This window comes from Endozoicomonas sp. PH6C (genome assembly GCF_059322965.1).
This window is the reverse complement of record NZ_CP185342.1, coordinates 1033189-1051653: the sequence shown is the minus strand read 5'-3', so window position 1 is coordinate 1051653 and position 18465 is coordinate 1033189. Positions and strand designations below refer to the sequence as shown.

Here is an 18465-nt window from a genome sequence, read left to right as displayed (position 1 = left end):
CCAGGTTAAACCTTTGACAAGACGTTGTATTGTCGGGCTTGAACAGAATGCAAATTTTCCAAACCAGAACTTTTTTATAAAGCTTGAACGAAGGGTATTGCCAGGCAAAACAACGGACATTGTCGACACAAACGGCTATGCAGAACCCTATTCACAGCTTGATGACAAACGACACAGACCTGACAGCTACAGGTTGAAAACGTTCTTCATTCAGTCAATTTCGTGGCAGTGGTTTTATGCTACGAATCTGCTGGTTGCTTATGGACTGTTTCTGACCACCAATGACATCCCTTTAAGCTCAAGCCCTTATTCATGGATACCTGAAGAAACAGTTATCGCTGTGGGTTGGCTTTTAAAAAGCGATTGGAATCCCTATTCATCCCTGTATAACCCGATTGAACCACAAGAAGCGAGTCAGCCCCCCCCGTTTGCAATTTCCGCTATGATGGCTGGCTCTGAACATGCTCCGCAACAAGGCCAACCATCAGAATCACCCGGCCAACAGCCCCCCGCTCATATTAAAGGCTATTTCTACAGCCTCCTTTATTCTGACTCTAACGACGGTAACGAAGACCCTGAACAACACTCGCATACTTTAGGTTTAAACTGTTATATCTATCCCTGTCATGGCATTTGTCAATTCCGACAATCTTCCAATCCATACAATAGCGGTGAGTTGGCTTTTGAAGAAAGTTCGACAGACCACACAGAGACAAACCCAGAACCAGACTCATGTCCCTATTCGGCAAATACACACTACTATCTTTATAAATTTGAAGACGGGGTCGCCCTGGACGTGGTCGCCTCAGACGGGGTCGCCTCAGACGGGGTTTTCCTTAACCTAATGGGAGCAGGATCAGCTGATCCAACTCACCTTGCAGGGCAAACAAAGTGCAATGAAATAGTATCAGGGGAGGATGGCCAGCAGCGACAATGCGGGAAAGTCTGCAAAAATGCCAGAGCTCTGTCATCTCACAGAAGCAAGTACCATAGCGGAAAAAAAACCTGTGACTATACGGTAACCGGCGAGGATGGCCGACCTCAGCCATGCGGATTGCTCTGCCAGAATAACAGAGCCCTGTACAATCACAAAAACACCGATCATATCGGACAAAAAACCTGTGGTGTGACTGTGGTCGGGGAGGATGGCCAGCAGCGACCATGCGGGAAAGTCAGCAAGAATGCTCAAGCCCTGTCATCTCACAAAAGCGCATACCATACCGGGCAAAAAATCTGTAATTTGACCGTGCTCTGGAAAGATGGCCAGCTGCGACTATGCGGTCAGGTTTTCAAGACTTCACGATCACTGTCGTTTCACAAAAACAGCGCTCACAGCGAGAAAAAAATCTGCGAATTTACAGTGATTGGAGATAATGGCCAGCCGCGACCATGCGGAACTGTGTGCAAGAATGCTGAAGCCCTGTGGAGTCACAAAAACAGTTACCACAGCGGGAAAAAAACCTGTGGCATGACTGTCCTCGGGGAGGATGGCCAGCAGCGGGCATGCGGGAGGGTCTTCAAAAATTTAGCATTACTGTCGTCTCACAAAAGCGGCACCCACACCGGGCAAAAAACCTGTGAACTGAACCTGATTGATCAGGATGGCCAGCCGCAACCATGTGGAAAAGTCTGCAATAGTGCCAAAGCCCTCTCATCTCACAAAAGCAACTGCCACTCACGGCAAAAAGCCTGTGAACTGACTCTGGTTGATAAGGATGGTCAGCAGCGGGCATGCGGAAAGGTCTTCAAAAATTTAGCATCACTGTCGTCTCACAAAAGCAATTACCACTCAGGTCAAAAAACCTGTGAACTGCCCCTGATTGATAAGGATGGCCAGCCGCAACCATGCGGAAAGGTCTGCAAAAATGCTCAAGCCTTCTCGGATCACAAAAAAACACATCGGAAACGCAAATCTGTTAATACGAATCTGAACGGTCTCCCTTGATCTGACTCCCGCCCTTTCATACGAAAGACACAAAAACACTCTTATTTTCTTGATCTATCCTTCCTCTCTGTAAGCCAGAAGACAGGGATAGAATTATTAAACACTCACTCTTTGCTGTACTGCTGTTACTGTCGTTGTCTGTCACCTGTCAGGCTAACCCCTTGACAAAATGCTTTGTTATCGAGCCTGAACAAAGTGCAGATTCTTCAAACCAGTATTTTTTTATAAAGCTTGACCGAAGAACTTTGTCAGACAGCCCGTCTGATATTGCCAACACAAACGGTTATACAGAACCCGATTCACCGCCTGATGAAAAACGACACAAACTTTACAATAACGAGATGAAAACGACCCTGATTGAGTCGATTTCCTGGCTACCTCTGGAAGCAGTTATCACTGTCGGCTGGCTTTTAAAAAATTATTGGAACCCGGGCTCACAGTTGTTTTATCCCATCAAACAACAAGAGGCGAGTCCTAATCACCCGTTTGCCATCACCACTCTGATGCCTGGCTCTGAACAGGACCAACCACAATTTCAGCCATCACAATCATCGGGTCAGCATACCCCACATGCGGCTAGTTATATTACAGGCTATTACACCAGCCTTCTGTATTCAGACTCTGGCAGCGGTAATGAAGACCCTGGACAATACCTGCATACTTTTGATTTAAATTGTTTTATCTATCCATGCAACGGTGTTTGTCGATTTCGACAATCTTACGACCCATCCAATAGCGGAGCGCTGGTTTGTGAAAAAAGTTCGACAGACAACACTGGATCACCCCCTGTATCAGACTCATACCCCCATTTCGCTGATACACACTGCTTTGGTTGTACGTCTGTAGACGGTGTCGCGTCAAACTCTATGGTTGCAGGGGCAGCCGACTCAAGGCTCCCTGCCGGACAGGCAACTTGTAGCGTGATCCAGGTCGGAGATGATGGTCAGGTGCGGCAATGCAAGAAAGTATTCAATAATAAAAAATATCTGTTGTTTCACAGAAGCAGATACCATACCGGGCAAAAAGCCTGTGTCCTGACATCAGTCGGAGAGGATGGCCGGCCAAGACCCTGTGGGAAGGTCTGCAAAAATACTCAAGCCCTGTCGAGTCACAAACACAGATACCATAGCGGGCAAAAAACCTGCAACTTGATCGTAATCGGGGAAGATGGCCAGAAACGGCAGTGCGGGAAGGTCTTCAAGAATGCTGTCGATCTGTCAATTCATAAAATCAGCACTCACTACGGGCAAAAAACCTGTTATGAGCCCGTTGTCAGGGAGAATGGCCAGACACAGCCATGCGGAAGGGTCTGCCAGAATCCTAAAGCCTTGTCTAATCACAAAAGAAATTTCCACAGCAAGCAACAAACCTGTGATGCGATCGTTGTCGGGGAGGATGGCCAGCTGCGGCCATGCGGAACGTTATGTCAGAGTGCTAAAGCTTTGTCGAATCACAAAAACAATTACCACACCGGGCAAAAAACCTGTGAAATAACCGTGGTCGCCAAGGATGGCCAGCTGCGGCCGTGCGGGAAGGTTTTAGGGAGTGCTCAATCTCTGTCTGCTCATAAAAGCAGCATCCACACCAGGCAACAAACCTGTGACCTATCAGTAATCGGTGCGGATAGCCAACCACGGCCATGCGGAACGGTCTGCCGGAATGCTAAAGCCTTGTTGAATCACAAAAGTAATTTCCACACCGGTCAACAAACCTGTGATATGACCGTTATCGAGGAGGATGGCCAGCTGCGGCCGTGCGGAACGATCTGCAAGAATGCTAAAGCCTTGTCGAATCACAAAAACAATCACCACACCGGGCAACAAACCTGTGAAGTAACCGTGATCATGGAGGATGGCCAGCAGCGGCCATGCGGGAAGGTTTTAAGGAGTGCTCAATCTCTATCGTGTCATAAAAGCAGCATCCACAGAGGGCGACTAACCTGCGACCTATCAATAATTGGTGCGGATAGCCAACCACAGCCATGCGAAAAGGTCTGCCAGAATGCTAAAGCCTTGTCGAATCACAAAAGAAGAGACCACAGTGAGCCACAAACCTGCACTATGACAGTGGTTGGAAAGAATGGCCTGCAGCAGCCGTGCGGAAAGGCCTTCAGAAACGATCAATATCTGTCGGCTCATAAAAGCAGCGTCCACACTAGGCAACAAACCTGTGGCATGACCCTGGTCGGGGACGACGGTCTGCTGTGGCAATGCAGGAAGGTCTGCGAGAATGCTCATGCCCTCTCGGAGCACAAAAGAAGACATCAAAAACGCAAGCCTGTTTATGTGAACCAACTCAATAACCTCACTCCTTGAGCTGATACCCGCACTTTAAGGGAGTGTCGCAAAACTCCAAAAACCCGCACCTTCGCTCTGCGTGGGAATACATAACTCTCCAGAAAAATTTTCTTGATCTATCATTTCCTCTTTAAACCAGAAGGCAGAGATATAATTATTAAACACTCACTCTTTCCAGCACTGCTGTTACTGTCTTTGTCTGTCGCCTGTCAGGCTGAACCCTTGACAATATGCTTTGTTATCGAGCCTGAACAGAATGCAGACTGTTCAAACCATAATTTTTTTATAAAGCTCGACCAACAAACCTTGTCAGATAAACCGCCTGACATTGCCGACACAAACGGCTACACGGAACCCTATTCATCACCTGACAAGATACGACGTAAGACTTACAACTGCGGGGTAAAAAAGCCCCTCATTAAGTCGATTTCCTGGCATTGGCTATACGCTACGAATCTGCTGGTTACTTATAATTTGATCCTGACCACCAAAGACACCTCTCAATCCCCAACCCCTTGTTCATTGCTGCCTCTGGAAGTGATTATCACTCTTGGCTGGCTTTTAAAAAACTACTGGAACCCCGACTCACTGCTGTTCAACCCAATTGAACAACAAGAGGCGAGTCAACATCACCCGTTTGCCATCACCACTATGATGGCTGGCTCTGAACAGGACCGACCACAATATCAGTCATCACAATCATCAGCGCAGCATCCCCAGCAAGTCAATACTCACTTTAAAGGCTATTACACCAGCCACCTGTATTCTGACTCTGGCGGCAGTGATGAAGACCCTGAACAGTACCTGCATACTTTGGGTTTAAATTGTTTTATCTATCCCTGTAACGGTGTTTGTCGATTTCGACAATCTTCCGATCCGTCTAATAGCGTAAACGGGGTTGCCTCAGACGGGGTCATCACCAACTCAATAGCAGAAGTGGCAGCCGATAACACCAGCCCCGCCGGGCAAATTACTTGCAACGTGGTAGTGTTAGGGAAGGATGGCCTGCTGCAACAATGCGGAATGGCCTACAAGAATGCAAAAGTCCTGTCGGTTCATAAAAGCACATATCACACTGGACAAAAAACCTGTGACGCAACGGTAGTCGGGGAGGACTACCAGGAGCGGCTATGCGGGAGGGTCTACAAAAACACTAGAAGCCTTACGTATCATAAATACAAATACCACTCCAGGCAAAAGCCTTGTGACTTAGTCGTGGTTGATGAGGATGGCCAGCGGCGACCATGTGGGACGATCTGCATAGGTTATTTTGCCCTGAAACAGCACAAATCACGAAAGCACGCTGCTCAAGAAGCCTGTAACGTAACCGTGATCGGCGAAGATGGCCAACCGCAGTCATGCGGGAAGGTTTACAAGAATGCCCTATCCCTGTCATGTCACAAAAGCAACTTCCACTCAGGGCGACAATCCTGTAACGTGAACGTGGTCGGGGAAAATGGCAAACTACGTCCATGCGGAAAGGTTTGCAGGAATGCTCAAGCCTTGTCGTATCACAAGAGATCCTTCCACACCGTGCAACAAACCTGTCATGTAACCGTGGTCGGGAAAGGCGGCCACGCGCGAGAGTGCGGGAAAGTCTTAAAGAATGCTCAGTCTCTTTCAGTTCATAAATATACATACCACACCGGGCAACAAACCTGTGATGTGACCGTGGTTGGTGGGGATGGCCAACAGCGGCCATGCAGGAAGGTCTACAAAAATGCTCAAGCCCTTTCGCATCACAAAAGCAGTGTCCACACTGGGCAACAAACCTGTGACGTGGTAATAGTCGGCAAGAATGGTCAGCAGCGGCCATGCGGGACGGTCTGTATGAATGCTCTAGCCCTGAGGTATCACAAAAAAAAAGTCCACTCAGGACAACAAATCTGTGATATGACAGTGGTCGCAGAGGATAGTCAGCAGAGACCATGCAGGAGGGTCTGCAAGAGTAATCAAGACCTGTCGAATCACAAGAGAAGACATCGAAAACGAAAGTCTGTTGATTCGGACCAGGGCGATGACCTCACTCCCTGAACTGACACCCGGCCTTTATGAGTAAGACACAAAAACACACTTATTTTCTTGATCTATCCTTTCTCTCTGTAATCCAGAAGGCAAGGATAGAATTATTAAACACTCACTCTTTGCGGCACTTCTTCTGACGCTTTTATTACCTGTCGTTTATCAGGCCGAAGCATGTACAAGTCATTTTATTGTCGAGCCTGAACAAAATACAGGCTCTTCAAACGGGAATTTTTCTATAAATGGTGACCGCTACACATTGCCAAAAAAATCCTCAGAGATTGCCGACACAAATGGCCACGCAGAACACGAATTGCCAACGGATAAAAAACGACAGAGTTTTTATATTTACGGAGAAAAAATGCCTCTCACTGAGTTGATTTCGTGGGAATGCCTTTACACTGCGAATCTGCTGATTGCTAACGAACTGGCTCTAGCCACCAGAGACGCCCCTCTTCGCTCAAACCGCTATTCATGGATACCTTTGGAAGCGGTTACCACTGCCGGTTGGCTTCTAAAAAATTATTGGAATCGCTATTTACCTCTGTTTAACCCGATTGAACAACAAGAGGCGAGTCAAAATCGCCCGTTTGTAATCAACACTATGATGCCTGGTTCTGAGCAGGATCAACCTCAATATCAGCCATCAGAACCATCTGGCCAGCGTGCCCTGCAAGCCACCACTCACATTAGAGGCTATCACACCAGCCTCCTGTATTCAGATTCTGACGAAGGTAACGAAGACCCTGAAGGACAACTGCATACTTTGGGTTTAAATTGTTATATCTCTCCCTGTAATGGTGTTTGTCGATTCCGACAATGTTTAGATCCATCCAGTAGCGCAGGGTTGGTTTGTGAAGAAAGTTCAACAGGCTACGCAGAAGTAACATCCGGACAAAGCTCATGCCCCCAACTGGCCAGTAATGCCACCAGCCCTGCCCAGCAGGCAACTTGTAATGTGATAATGTTCGGGGAGGATGGCCAGCTCCGACAATGCGGGAAGGTTTACAAGAATAAAAAAATTCTTTTGTCTCACATAAGCGGATACCACACCGGGCAAAAAGCCTGTGACGCAATAGTGACTGGGGAGGATAACGAGCCGCAGCTATGCGGAGCGTCCTACCAGAATGCCAAAACTCTGTGGTATCACAAAAGCGTTGTCCACAGTGGGCAACAGACCTGTGTCGTAAACATAATCGGGGAAGATGGCCAACAGCGACCATGTGGAAAAATCTGTGAGAGTATTCGATCTCTGACGGTTCATAGAAGCAGATACCACACCGGGCAAAAAACCTGTTACGTAAACGTTATCTGTGAGAATGGCCAAGAGCGGCCATGCGCAAAGGTATGCATCAATAATGCTGCCCTGATGCACCACAAATCAAAAGATCACTGCACACAACAAACCTGCGGCATAACCGTGATCGGGGATGATGGCCAGCCGCAGCCGTGCGGAAAAGTATGCAAGAGTTATCGATCACTGTCATCTCACAAAAACTACTTCCACACCGGGCAAAAAAACTGTGACGTGATAGTGGTTGCTGAGAATGGCCAGCAGCGAGCATGCGGAAAAGTCTGCAAGAATTCTCATGCCCTCTCGGAGCACAAAAGCAGCAACCACTGCGAGCGGAAAACCTGTAACGTGACCGTGGCTGGAGAGGATGGTCAGCAGTGGGCATGCGAGAAGGTCTGCAACAACACCAGAGCCCTCCGGGAACACAAAAGAATATTCCACACCGGGCGACAAATCTGCGACATGCCAGTAATGGGAAAGGATGGTCGGTCGCGGCCGTGTGGGAAGGTCTTCAAAAATGCCAAAGCCATAATGGATCACAAAGGAAGAATCCACACCGGGAAAAAAAACTGTGACTTAATAGTACTCGGAGAGGATGGTCAGCTGCAGCAATGCGGTAAGATCTGCAAGAATGCTCATGCTCTCTCGGAGCACAAAAGAAGACATCGAAAACGCAAGCCTCTTGATGTGGGCCAGCAAGATGACCTCAGTCCTTGAACTGACACCCGCTCTTTTATGAGTAAGGCACAAAAACACACTTACTTCCCTGGTCTATCCTTCCCCTTGGTAAATCAGAAGGCAAGGATAGAATTATTAAACTCTCATGCTTTGCAGCACTGCTGTTGCTGATACTGTCATTATCTGTCTTCTGTCAGGCCGAGCCGTTGACAGAGCCTTTTATTGTCGGATCAAACGACCATACAGTGTCTGATTTACCATTGGATGACAAACGACACAGAAATGACAATCACAGAATAAAAATAAACTTCATTGACTCGATTTCATGGCAATGGCTTTACGCCGCGAACCTTCTGGTTACTCTTCAACTGATCCTGTCTAGCAAAGACGCCTCTTTAAGCTCCAATCTTTATCCATGGCTATCTGTAGAAACGATTATCGTTGTTGGTTGGCTTTTAAAAAGCAATCGGTCCCCTGATTCAGCGTTGTTTATGCCTCTTGAACAACAAGCGAGATTTATGTTGACAGAGGTGGATCTCTCGTTTGCGATCAACACTATGATGCCTGGCTCAGAACCTAATCAAGCACAGGCCCAGCCCTCAGAATCATCCATCCAACAAGCCCCGCAAATCACAACCTACCCTATAGGCTATTTCACCAGTCTACTGTATTCTGACTTTGATGACGGTAACGAAGCCCCTCAACAACACTCACATACTTTGGGTTTAAATTGTTTCGTCCATCCCTGTAATGATGTTTGTCAATTCCGAAAATCTTCAGATTCATCCGATAGCGGAGCGCTGGAATGTCGAGAAAGTTCTGCAGACCACACAGGCGCAACACTCGAACAAAGCTCAACCCCCCATCAAACTAATACACAATTTGATAGCTTCGACTCTACAGACGGGGTCGCCTTAGACGGGGTCGCCTTAGACGGGATCGCCTTAGACGGGATCGCCCTGAACTCAAAGGTTACTCTTCTGGCCGATACAACTAATTCCCCGCGGCAAACAATCTGCAGAGAGTTATTAGTCGGAAAGGATGGCCAACTGCAGCAATGCGGGAAGGTCGCCAAGAATGAAAGAGCACTTTCATCTCACAAAAGCAGTTACCATACCGGGCAAAAAACCTGTGAGCTAACCGTGGCCGGGGAGAACGGACGACGGCGGCCATGCAAGATGACCTGCCAGAATGCTCAAGCCCTCTACGCTCACAAAAAAATCGTCCACAGCGGGCAAAAAACCTGTGACTTTACTGTGGTCAGGGAGGATGGCCGAAAGCGGGTATGTGCCATGGTTTGCAAGAATGCTCAATCTCTTTGGAATCACAAAAGCAAAAACCACGGCGGGGAACAAACCTGTAGAGCGACCCTGGTCACAGAGGATGGCCTGCAGCAACCATGCGGGAAGATCTACAAGAATTTTCAGGCTCTGTCTTATCACAGAAGAAAAGAGCACACCGGGATACAAACCTGTAACACAACCGTGGTTGGTGAGGATGGCCAGTCGCGGCCATGCGGTATGACCTGCAAGAATCTCGTAGCCATTGGGATTCACAGGAGCATCTTCCATTCCGGGCAACAAACCTGTGACGAGGCATTAGTCGGGAAGGATGGCCAGCAGAGGCCATGCGGGACGGTCTGTAAGAATGCTTCAATCCTCTCGGTTCACAAAAGCAAAGTTCACAGCGGGCAAAAAACCTGTGATGTGGCAGTGGTCGAGAAAGATGGTCAGCAGCGACCATGTGGGAGGGTTTGTAAGAGTGCCCATGCCCTGCGGGATCACAAAAGCAAAATCCACAGCGGGCAAAAAACCTGTGACGCAACGGTGGTCGTTGAGGATGGACAGCAACGACCATGCGGAAAGGTTTGCAAGAATGCCAGAACCCTGACGAATCACTATAGAAGAGACCACAGCGGGCCAAAAGCCTGTGAAGTGACAGTGATCGGGGAGGATGGTCAGCAGCGGCCGTGCGGGAAGGTCTGTGAAAATCTCCAAGCCCTGTCGAATCACAAAAGAATTCATCGAAAACGCAAGCCTTTTGATGTGAATTTAGACAATGACCTTAATCCTTGAATGGACAACTTCCTTTTCATGAGAAAGTTACAAAAACACACTTATTTTCTTGATCTATCCTTCCTCTCTGTACACCAGAAGGCAGAGATAGAATTATTAAACACTCTCTCTTTGCAGCGCTGCTCTTGCTGTCGTTGTCCGTCATTTGCCAGGCCAAGCCATTGGTAAGACGTTTTATTGTCGAGCTTGAACAGAATGCTGATTTTCCCAAACAGCACTTTGCTATAAAACACGACTTGCGTATATTGTCGGGCCCTCCGTCAGGCATTGTCGACGAACACGGCTATGCAGAGCCCGGGTTGCCATCCCATAACAAACGACATAAACCTGACAGTTACGGAGTGAAAACCACCTTCATTGACTCGATTTCGTGGCAATGGCTCTGCACCACTAACCTACTGATTGCTTATGAACTGATCCTGACCAGCAAAGACAGCTCTCTATGGCGAAACGCTTATTCATGGCTGCCTTCAGAAGCGGCTATCACTGTCAGTTGGCTCTTAAAAAGCTATTGGAACCCCAATTCAACGCTGTTTAGCCCGATTGAACAAAAAAAGGCGATTCAGGATCATCCGTTTGCGATCACCACTGTGATGGCTGGCTCTGAACATGTCTCACAACAAACCACACCATCAGAATCATCCGGCCAGCCAGTCCGACAGACCATCACCTTCCCTAAAAGCTATTTCACTCAACTTCTTTATTATGATTCTGCCGACGGTAACGAAAACCCTCAACAGCACTCACATACTTTGGGTCTGAATTGTTTCGTCCATCCCTGTATTGACATTTGCCAATTCCGACAATCTTTGGATTCATCCAAAAGTTCAACAGACCACACAGGATCAATACCCGGACAGAGCTCATGCTCTCATTTGGCCAATGCACACTGTTATCGTTGCAACTTTAAAAATGGCGTCGCCTCAGACGGGGTCGCCTCAGACTCAGAGAATACAGAGGTAGCCCATACAACTGGCAATGCCGGGCAATTAATCTGCAACATGATAGTGTTCGGGAAGAATGAGCAACAGTCGTCATGCGGGAAGGTCTGCAAGAATGCTCGCGCCCTGGCGGTCCACAAAAGATCACTCCACTGCGGGCAACAAACCTGTAACCTGCCCCTGGTCGGGAAGGATGGCCAACTGCAGCTATGTGGAAAGGTTTACAAGGGTAAATACGCCTTGTCGGATCACAAAAGAAAAGTTCACACCGGGCAACGAACCTGTAACCTTACCGTGATCGGGGAGGATGGCCAGCGGCGGCCATGCGGAGTGCTCAGCAAGAATCTACAGGCCCTGATGTCACACAAAAGAAGATACCACTGCGGACAAAAAACCTGTGACGAGATTGTGACCGGGAAGGATGACCGGCAACGGCCATGCGAAAAGGTCTTCAAAAATGCTTTAGACTTGTGTAATCACAAAAACAGGGACCACGCCGGACAAGAAACCTGTAACGAGATCATGATCAGGAAAGATGGCCAGCAAGAGCCATGCGGGAAGCTCTTCAGGAGCGCTAAAGCTCTGTCATCCCACAAAAGAACCCATACCGGGCAAAAAACCTGCGAGATGACCGTAGCCGGGAAAGATGGTCAGCGATGGCAATGCGGAAAGGTCTGCAAGAATAAAAAAGTACTTTCATCTCACAAAAGCCAATACCATACCGGACAAAAAACCTGTGTCGTAACAGTAGTCAGGGAGGATGGCGAAAAGCAGCCATGCGGAACAGTCTGCGAGAATGCTTATGCCCTGATGAATCACAAAAGAATACTCCACTGCGAACAACAAACCTGCAACCAGACCGTGGCCGGAAAAAATAGCCAGCTGCGGCCATGCGGGAAAGTCCGCAAAAATGCCAAGGCCCTGTTGTATCACAAAAGAGTAGCTCACAGCGGGCAACAAATCTGTGACCTAGCCTGGCTTGGGAAGGGCAACCAGCGAGAGCTATGTGGGAAGGTCTTCAAGAATTTACAATCACTGTCGTCTCACAAAAGCAGCGCCCACAGCGGTCAAAAAACCTGTGCCGTAAAAGTGCTCACAGAGGATGGCATAGAGCAACTATGCGGTTCGGTCTGCAGTAGTGCTCAAGCCCTTCTGGATCACAAAAGCAGAGTCCACAGCGGACAACAAACCTGTGACAGGATCGTGGTGGGAGAAGATGGCCAGCAGCAGGCATGCGGGAGGGTCTTCGGTAATAGTAACTCTCTGTCATCTCACAAAACCAGATACCACAGCGGGCAAAAAATCTGTAGCCTGGCCATTGCCGGGAATAATGGCCAGCAACGGCCATGCGGAATGGTCTGCAAAAATACTCAGGCCCTGTCGGACCATAAAAGAAGAGACCACACCGAGCAAAAAACCTGTAACCTGTCCGTGATCGGGGAAGATGGCCAGCAGCGACTTTGTGGGAAGGTATACAAACATGCCTTTGAGCTGTCGAATCACAAAAAAACACATCGAAAACGCAAGCCTGTTGATGTGAAGTGAGGCAATGACGGGAGTGAAGCCGGGAACGACGGAAGTGTTCCCGATGCTCTCAGTAACGTGATTCTTGCCTCAAGACTCGTACTGACTGTCCTGTGAGGTTTGTGCTACGCGAGCTTATTGAAGATCTGGATTAGCATGTCTTCAATCTTGTCAAAACGACGGTCATGATCCTCTAAATAGTTTTCAATCTTGTCAAAACGCTGGTCAACCTTCTTAAAACGTTGATTAACCTCCTTAAAACGCTGGTCAACCTCCTTAAAACGTTGGTCAATCTTGTCAAATTTCCGATCATGTATTTTCAGGTGAATCTCTAATTGCTGATATGACCGAAGCATAAACGATAAGCTATCGCTTAAGCTTGCGGTCACTTTCTCCCATTTGTCTTGTTGTTCTTCCAGTACCGTGACTCTTGACTCAAGGCTCATACTGCCAGTCCCATGTGGTTTTTTGTTTGAAAATTGAGAATAGCAAAAACTCCCCCTTCCTCGAGGAAGATACAAAAACACACTTATTTTCTTGATCTATCCTTCCTCTCTGTAGACCAGAAGGCAGAGATAGAATTATTAAACACTCTCTCTTTGCAACACTGCTGTTGCTGTCGTTGTCGGTCATTTGCCAGGCCAAGCCATTGGTAAGACGTTTTATTGTCGAGCTTGAACAGAATGCTGATTTTCCTAAACAGCACTTTTCGATAAAAAACGACTTGCATATATTGCCAGGCCCCCTGTCAGACATTGCCGACAAAAACGGTAGTATTGAACCCAGTTTGTCATCAGATAAAAAACGACAGAAAACTTGCAGTTGCGGGCTGAAAACGCCCCTTATTGAATCGATTTCGTGGCAATGGCTTTATGCCGCAAATCTGTTGGTTGTTTTTGAACTGATCCTGACCACCAAAGACGCCCCGACGGGGTTCAACCTTTATTCATCATTACCCCTGGAAGCGGTCGTAGCTGTCGGATGGCTTTTAAACAACTATCGGAACCCTGTGTCATCCTTATTCAACCCTTATGAACAACAGGAGGCGAGTATAAATGACCCGCTTTCGATCATCACTATGACGCCTGGTTCTGAACGCAACCCATCACAATATCAACCTTCACAAGCATCTGGCCAACAGGCTCCGAGAACCACCCCCTATCCCGAAGGGTCTTTTACCAGCCCCAGGCATTCTGGCTTCGATGACGATAACGAGGACCCTCAATCACATCGACATACTTTGGGTTTAAATTGTTTCGTCTATCCCTGTAATGGTGTTTGTCGATTCCGACCATCATTCGATAATGCACATTCATTGAGTGCAGTGGCCGCCTGTACTGTAAAAACCCGACCACTGACGATGTTTTGGCATTTACCCGTCACCACCGATGATTTGCTCATAATCAATGGGTTACTCAATCTGGGTAGTCATGGTCTTGCCGAAAAAAACCCGTTTTCCATTTCGCTAATCCATTGCACTCCCCCGGCAGAAACTTTGGAAGCACAACAAACAACAGCATCAACCCAATGGAATCAAAACCTGATTCATCCTTCCCGAACAGCCCAGGCAGCAGCTGATAAGATTATATTCACGACATCAGACGATAAAGACTCTCAGACGGACGACATTGAATCGGCAGAGACTTCATCTTCGGGTTGTCTCCCTTACACAGGCGCTAACCATTGCCAACAAGGCCTTTTGGATCAAAAAAAAAGATACCACTCCGGGCAACATATCTGTGTCGACAAACTGCTTGGGGAAGGTGGTCAGCAACGACTATGTGGAAGAGTCTGCAGCAGTATCAAAGCCCTGTCAGATCACAAAAGAAGACACCACTCGGGGCCTCGAACCTGTTGCGAGACGGTGCTCGGCGAGGATGGCCAACCGCAATTCTGTGGAAAAGTCTGTAAAAGCATCAAAGCCCTGTCAGATCACAAAAGAAGACATCACACCGGACAACAAACCTGTGCCCAGACAGTGCTCGGGAAGGATGGCCAACCGCAACTCTGTGGAAAGGTCTGCAACAATATTAAAGCTCTCTCGGATCACAAAAGAAGACACCACTCCGAGCAAAAAATCTGTGGCGAGACAGTGCTCGGGGAGGATGGTCAACCTTGTCAATGCGGAAAGGTCTGCAAAAGTAGTCAAATCCTGGCGGAACACAAAAGAATAAGTCACAGCGGGCAAAAAATCTGTGACGCAACCCTAATCGGGAAAGATGGCCAACTGCAGCCGTGCAGGCGGGTCTTCAAGAATGCTCATGCCCTTTCGGCTCATAGAAGCTTTATCCACAGCGGGCAAAGAACCTGTTCCGTAACCGTGGTCACAAAAAGTGGCCAGAAACGACCATGCCGGATGCTCTGCAAGAATGCTCAGAGCCTGGCGGATCACAAAAGAAGAAACCACACAAGGCAACAAACCTGTGACATGCTCGTGGTCGGGGAAGATGGCATGCAGCAGCCATGCGGGAAGCCCTGCAAGAGTGCCAAAGTCATGTCGGACCACAAAAGAAGAAAACACGGTGGGCAACAAACCTGTAACTTGACCCTGGTTGGGGAGGATGGAATGCAGAGGCCATGCAAGACAATCTGCAAGAATCCCGCTGCTCTGTCGACTCACAAAAGCAGTGTCCACAGCGGACAAAAAACCTGTGACTTGAACATGGTCGGGAAGGATGGTCGACAGCGATTGTGCAGGAAGATCTGCAAGAATGCTCAAGCTCTGCGGGATCACAAAAGAACACATCGAAAACGCAACCCTGTTAATGACAGCCGGGACGATGACTTCAGTCCTTGAACAGAGACCTGCCCTTTCATGAGAAAGACAAAAGAACACGCCTGTTTACTTGATCTATTCTTCCTCTCTGTATACCAGAAGGCAGGCACAGAATTATTAAACACTCAATCTTTGCAGCGCTGCTATTGCTGTTACTGTCATTGTCTGTCATCTGTCAGGCCAGATCGTTGACAAGACATTTTATTATCGAGCTTGAACAGAACACAGATTTTCCAAACCAGAACTTCTCTATAAAGCCTGTCCGGCAAACATCGTCGGGCAACCCGTCAGACATTGCCGACACATACGGCTATGCAGACCCTGTTTTGCCATCAGATGACAAACGACACAGACCTGACAGTTACGGGATGAGAATGCCACTCATTGAGTCGACTTCGTGGCAATGGCTCTACGCCACGAAGTTGCTGGCTGCTTACGAAATGATTCTGACTAGCAAAGACGCTCCTCAGTACTCCACTCCTTATTCATGGCTACCTGCAGGAGCAGTTGTCGCTGCTGCCTGGCTTTTCAAAAGCTATTGGAACTCTGATTCACTGCTGTTTAAGCCAATTAAACAAAAACAGGCGAGTCAAAATCACAGACTTGCGATCATCTCTATGATGTCCGGTTCTGAACACAACCCATCACAATATCAGCGCTCACAATCATCCGGCCAACAAACCACAGAAGCCACCAGCCAGCTCACAGGAGCTTATAATTATCCCCTGCATTCTGACTCTGGCGACGGTAACGAAGACTCTCAACCACATCGACATACTTTGGGGTTAAATTGTTTCGTCAATTCCTGTCATGGCACTTGTCGACTCCGACACTCATCCGATAGCAGAGAGTCCGCTGAATGGCCGCCAAAGCCCGAAGAAAGCCTACCTATAGACGAGGTAGCTTATATAAATGACTTTGCCGGGTCATTCAGAAATGATTTGACATACCCGGGGAGCATGCCCTGGAACACCAGTGATTTTGGCGACATTAATGCACTGTTCGACCCACAATATCTTCTCGAAGAAGAAGGGATTTTCGTTAAACTTAATCATTCAGAAGCACAACCAACAACCATTGAATCATACCGACTTGATCTTAACCAACATACTCTTTGCGAGACTCCTTTTATCGAGACAGCCACAGCACAAGTCACAACCAACAGCGAGCAAAAAGTCTGTGAAACAATAGTAATCAGAGAAGATGGTCAGCCGCAGCCCTGCGGGGCAGTCTGCAAGAATAGTTATGTCCTGTCGAACCACCGTAGAAGAATCCACAGCGGTCAAAAAGTCTGTCACGTCACTGTGATCGGCGAAGATGGTCAGCAACAGCCATGCGGGACAGTCTGCAAGAATGCCCAAGCCCTGACGGACCACAAAAGAAAAAGTCACACCGGGCAACAAAGCTGCCAGATAACTGTGGTCGGGGAAAATGGTCGGCAACAGCCATGCGGGAAGGTCTGCAGCAGTACCAGAGCGCTATCGGATCACAAAAGAAATGCCCATACCGAAAAAAAAACCTGCGACCAGCCAGTCTATATGGAGGATGGTCAGCCTCAGCTATGCGGAAAGGTCTGCAAGAGTGCCGTTATGCTGTCGGACCACAAAAGAAGAAAGCACACTGGGCAACAAACCTGTACCGTGACCGTAGTCGGAGAAAATGGTCAACAGCGGCCGTGCGGGAGGATCTTCAAGAATCTTGCGGTTCTGAGCAATCACAAAAGGGGCCTCCACTCCGGTCCAAAAACCTGTGAAGAGACCATTATCGGAGAGGATGGTCAGTCGCAGCCTTGCGGGAAAGGCTGCAAGAATCTTCAAGCCCTGACATCTCACAGAAGCAGATACCACAGCGGCCAACAAACCTGTACCGCAACTCTGGTCAGCGAAGATAATCAACTGCGACCATGCGGATTGGTCTTTAGCAGTGTCAGAACCCTGTCGGACCACAAAAAAAAAGTTCACAGCGGGCAAAAAACCTGTAGCCTGACCCTGGTCGGGGAGGATGGTATGCTGCGGTCGTGCGGAACAGTCTACAATAGCTATCAAGCCCTGTCATATCACAAAAGCAGTTACCACAATGGGCAACACACCTGTAGTGTGATCGCGTTCGATGGAGATGATCAGCTGCGGCAATGCGGTAAGACCTTCAATAGTTCTCGAAATCTGGCGCAACACAGAAGAAAAGTCCACAGCGAACAAAAAACCTGTGGCATGGCCATAATCAGAGACAATGGCCAGCACCGGACATGCGGCAAGACCTTCAATAATGCTCAAGCCCTGACGAATCACAAAAGAAAAATCCACAGCGGACAAAAAACCTGTCGCGTGACCGTAATCGGAGAGGATGGCCAGCAACGACCATGCGGGAAAACCTGCAGGAGTGTCCAAGACCTTTCGGATCACAAAAGAAGAGACCACACAGGGCAAAAAACCTGTGACCTGACCGTTGTCGGGGAAGATGGTCGGCAATGGCGATGCGGAAAGGTCTGCAAGAATGCGGTAGCCCTGATCGGTCACAGAAGAATAAACCACAGCGGAAAACAAACCTGTAACCTAACTGTTATCGGGGTGGATGGTCAGCAGCGGCGATGCGGGACAATCTGCAACAATGCTGCAATTCTTTCCTATCACAAAAGCAATCTCCACAGCGGGCCAAAAACCTGTGACGTAACCGTGATCAGGGAAGATGGTCAGCAGCGACAATGCGGAAAAATCTTCAAGAATGCCAGAGTCCTATACAATCACAGAAGAACACATCGAAAACGCAAGGCCGTCGATGTTGAACCGGACGATGGTATCACTCCTTGAACGGACAACCGCCCTTCAATGAGCAAAACATAAAAACACACTTATTTTCTTGATCTATCCTTCCTCTCTTCAAACCAAAAGGCAGAGATAGAATTATTAAACATTC

At 48.1% G+C, this 18465-nt stretch carries 9 protein-coding genes; 8 read left to right on the top strand and 1 reads right to left on the bottom strand.

The features are described 5' to 3' along the window. The first annotated feature begins 13 nt into the window (after positions 1-13). The 6 genes from ACOMG9_RS04185 to ACOMG9_RS04160 all read left to right on the top strand — a co-directional run bounded on the left by ACOMG9_RS04185 (position 14) and on the right by ACOMG9_RS04160 (position 12797). Positions 14-1945 (top strand): hypothetical protein, encoded by a 1932-nt coding sequence (locus tag ACOMG9_RS04185; protein ID WP_494529826.1) that lies wholly within the window; start codon positions 14-16, stop codon positions 1943-1945. Between the two features lie 161 nt (positions 1946-2106). Next, positions 2107-4260, top strand: coding sequence for a hypothetical protein (locus ACOMG9_RS04180; RefSeq protein ID WP_448215902.1), 2154 nt, complete (start codon positions 2107-2109; stop codon positions 4258-4260). 93 nt (positions 4261-4353) lie between these two features. Then, complete coding sequence (locus ACOMG9_RS04175; RefSeq protein WP_494529825.1) at positions 4354-6276, top strand: hypothetical protein; 1923 nt, start codon at positions 4354-4356, stop codon at positions 6274-6276. Between the two features lie 247 nt (positions 6277-6523). Beyond that, positions 6524-8275, top strand: a complete 1752-nt coding sequence (locus ACOMG9_RS04170; protein ID WP_448215900.1) for a hypothetical protein — start codon at positions 6524-6526, stop codon at positions 8273-8275. A gap of 167 nt (positions 8276-8442) precedes the next feature. Continuing rightward, a complete protein-coding gene (locus tag ACOMG9_RS04165; RefSeq protein WP_494529824.1) occupies positions 8443-10311 on the top strand; it encodes a hypothetical protein in 1869 nt (622 codons plus the stop codon). A 161-nt stretch (positions 10312-10472) separates the two neighbouring features. After that, entirely contained in the window at positions 10473-12797 is a 2325-nt protein-coding gene (locus tag ACOMG9_RS04160; protein WP_448215898.1) for a hypothetical protein, read from the top strand. Positions 12798-12901: 104 nt separating this feature from the next. Here the strand turns inward: ACOMG9_RS04160 and ACOMG9_RS04155 are convergent, their stop codons facing one another. Further along, positions 12902-13222 (bottom strand): hypothetical protein, encoded by a 321-nt coding sequence (locus tag ACOMG9_RS04155; protein WP_422132428.1) that lies wholly within the window; start codon positions 13220-13222, stop codon positions 12902-12904. A gap of 176 nt (positions 13223-13398) precedes the next feature. On the opposite strand from ACOMG9_RS04155, the gene ACOMG9_RS04150 reads away from it, so the two are divergent. Both ACOMG9_RS04150 and ACOMG9_RS04145 read left to right on the top strand, forming a co-directional pair. Further along, positions 13399-15573 (top strand): hypothetical protein, encoded by a 2175-nt coding sequence (locus tag ACOMG9_RS04150; RefSeq protein ID WP_494529823.1) that lies wholly within the window; start codon positions 13399-13401, stop codon positions 15571-15573. 167 nt (positions 15574-15740) lie between these two features. Beyond that, on the top strand, positions 15741-18359 hold the full coding sequence (locus ACOMG9_RS04145) for a C2H2-type zinc finger protein (protein WP_448215896.1): 2619 nt from the start codon (positions 15741-15743) through the stop codon (positions 18357-18359). Positions 18360-18465: the final 106 nt, after the last annotated feature.

Coding starts and splice junctions, on each gene's coding strand:
- ACOMG9_RS04155 (WP_422132428.1), bottom strand. CDS start 13,222: ATGAGCCTTGAGTCAAGAGTCACGGTACTGGAAGAACAACAAGACAAA.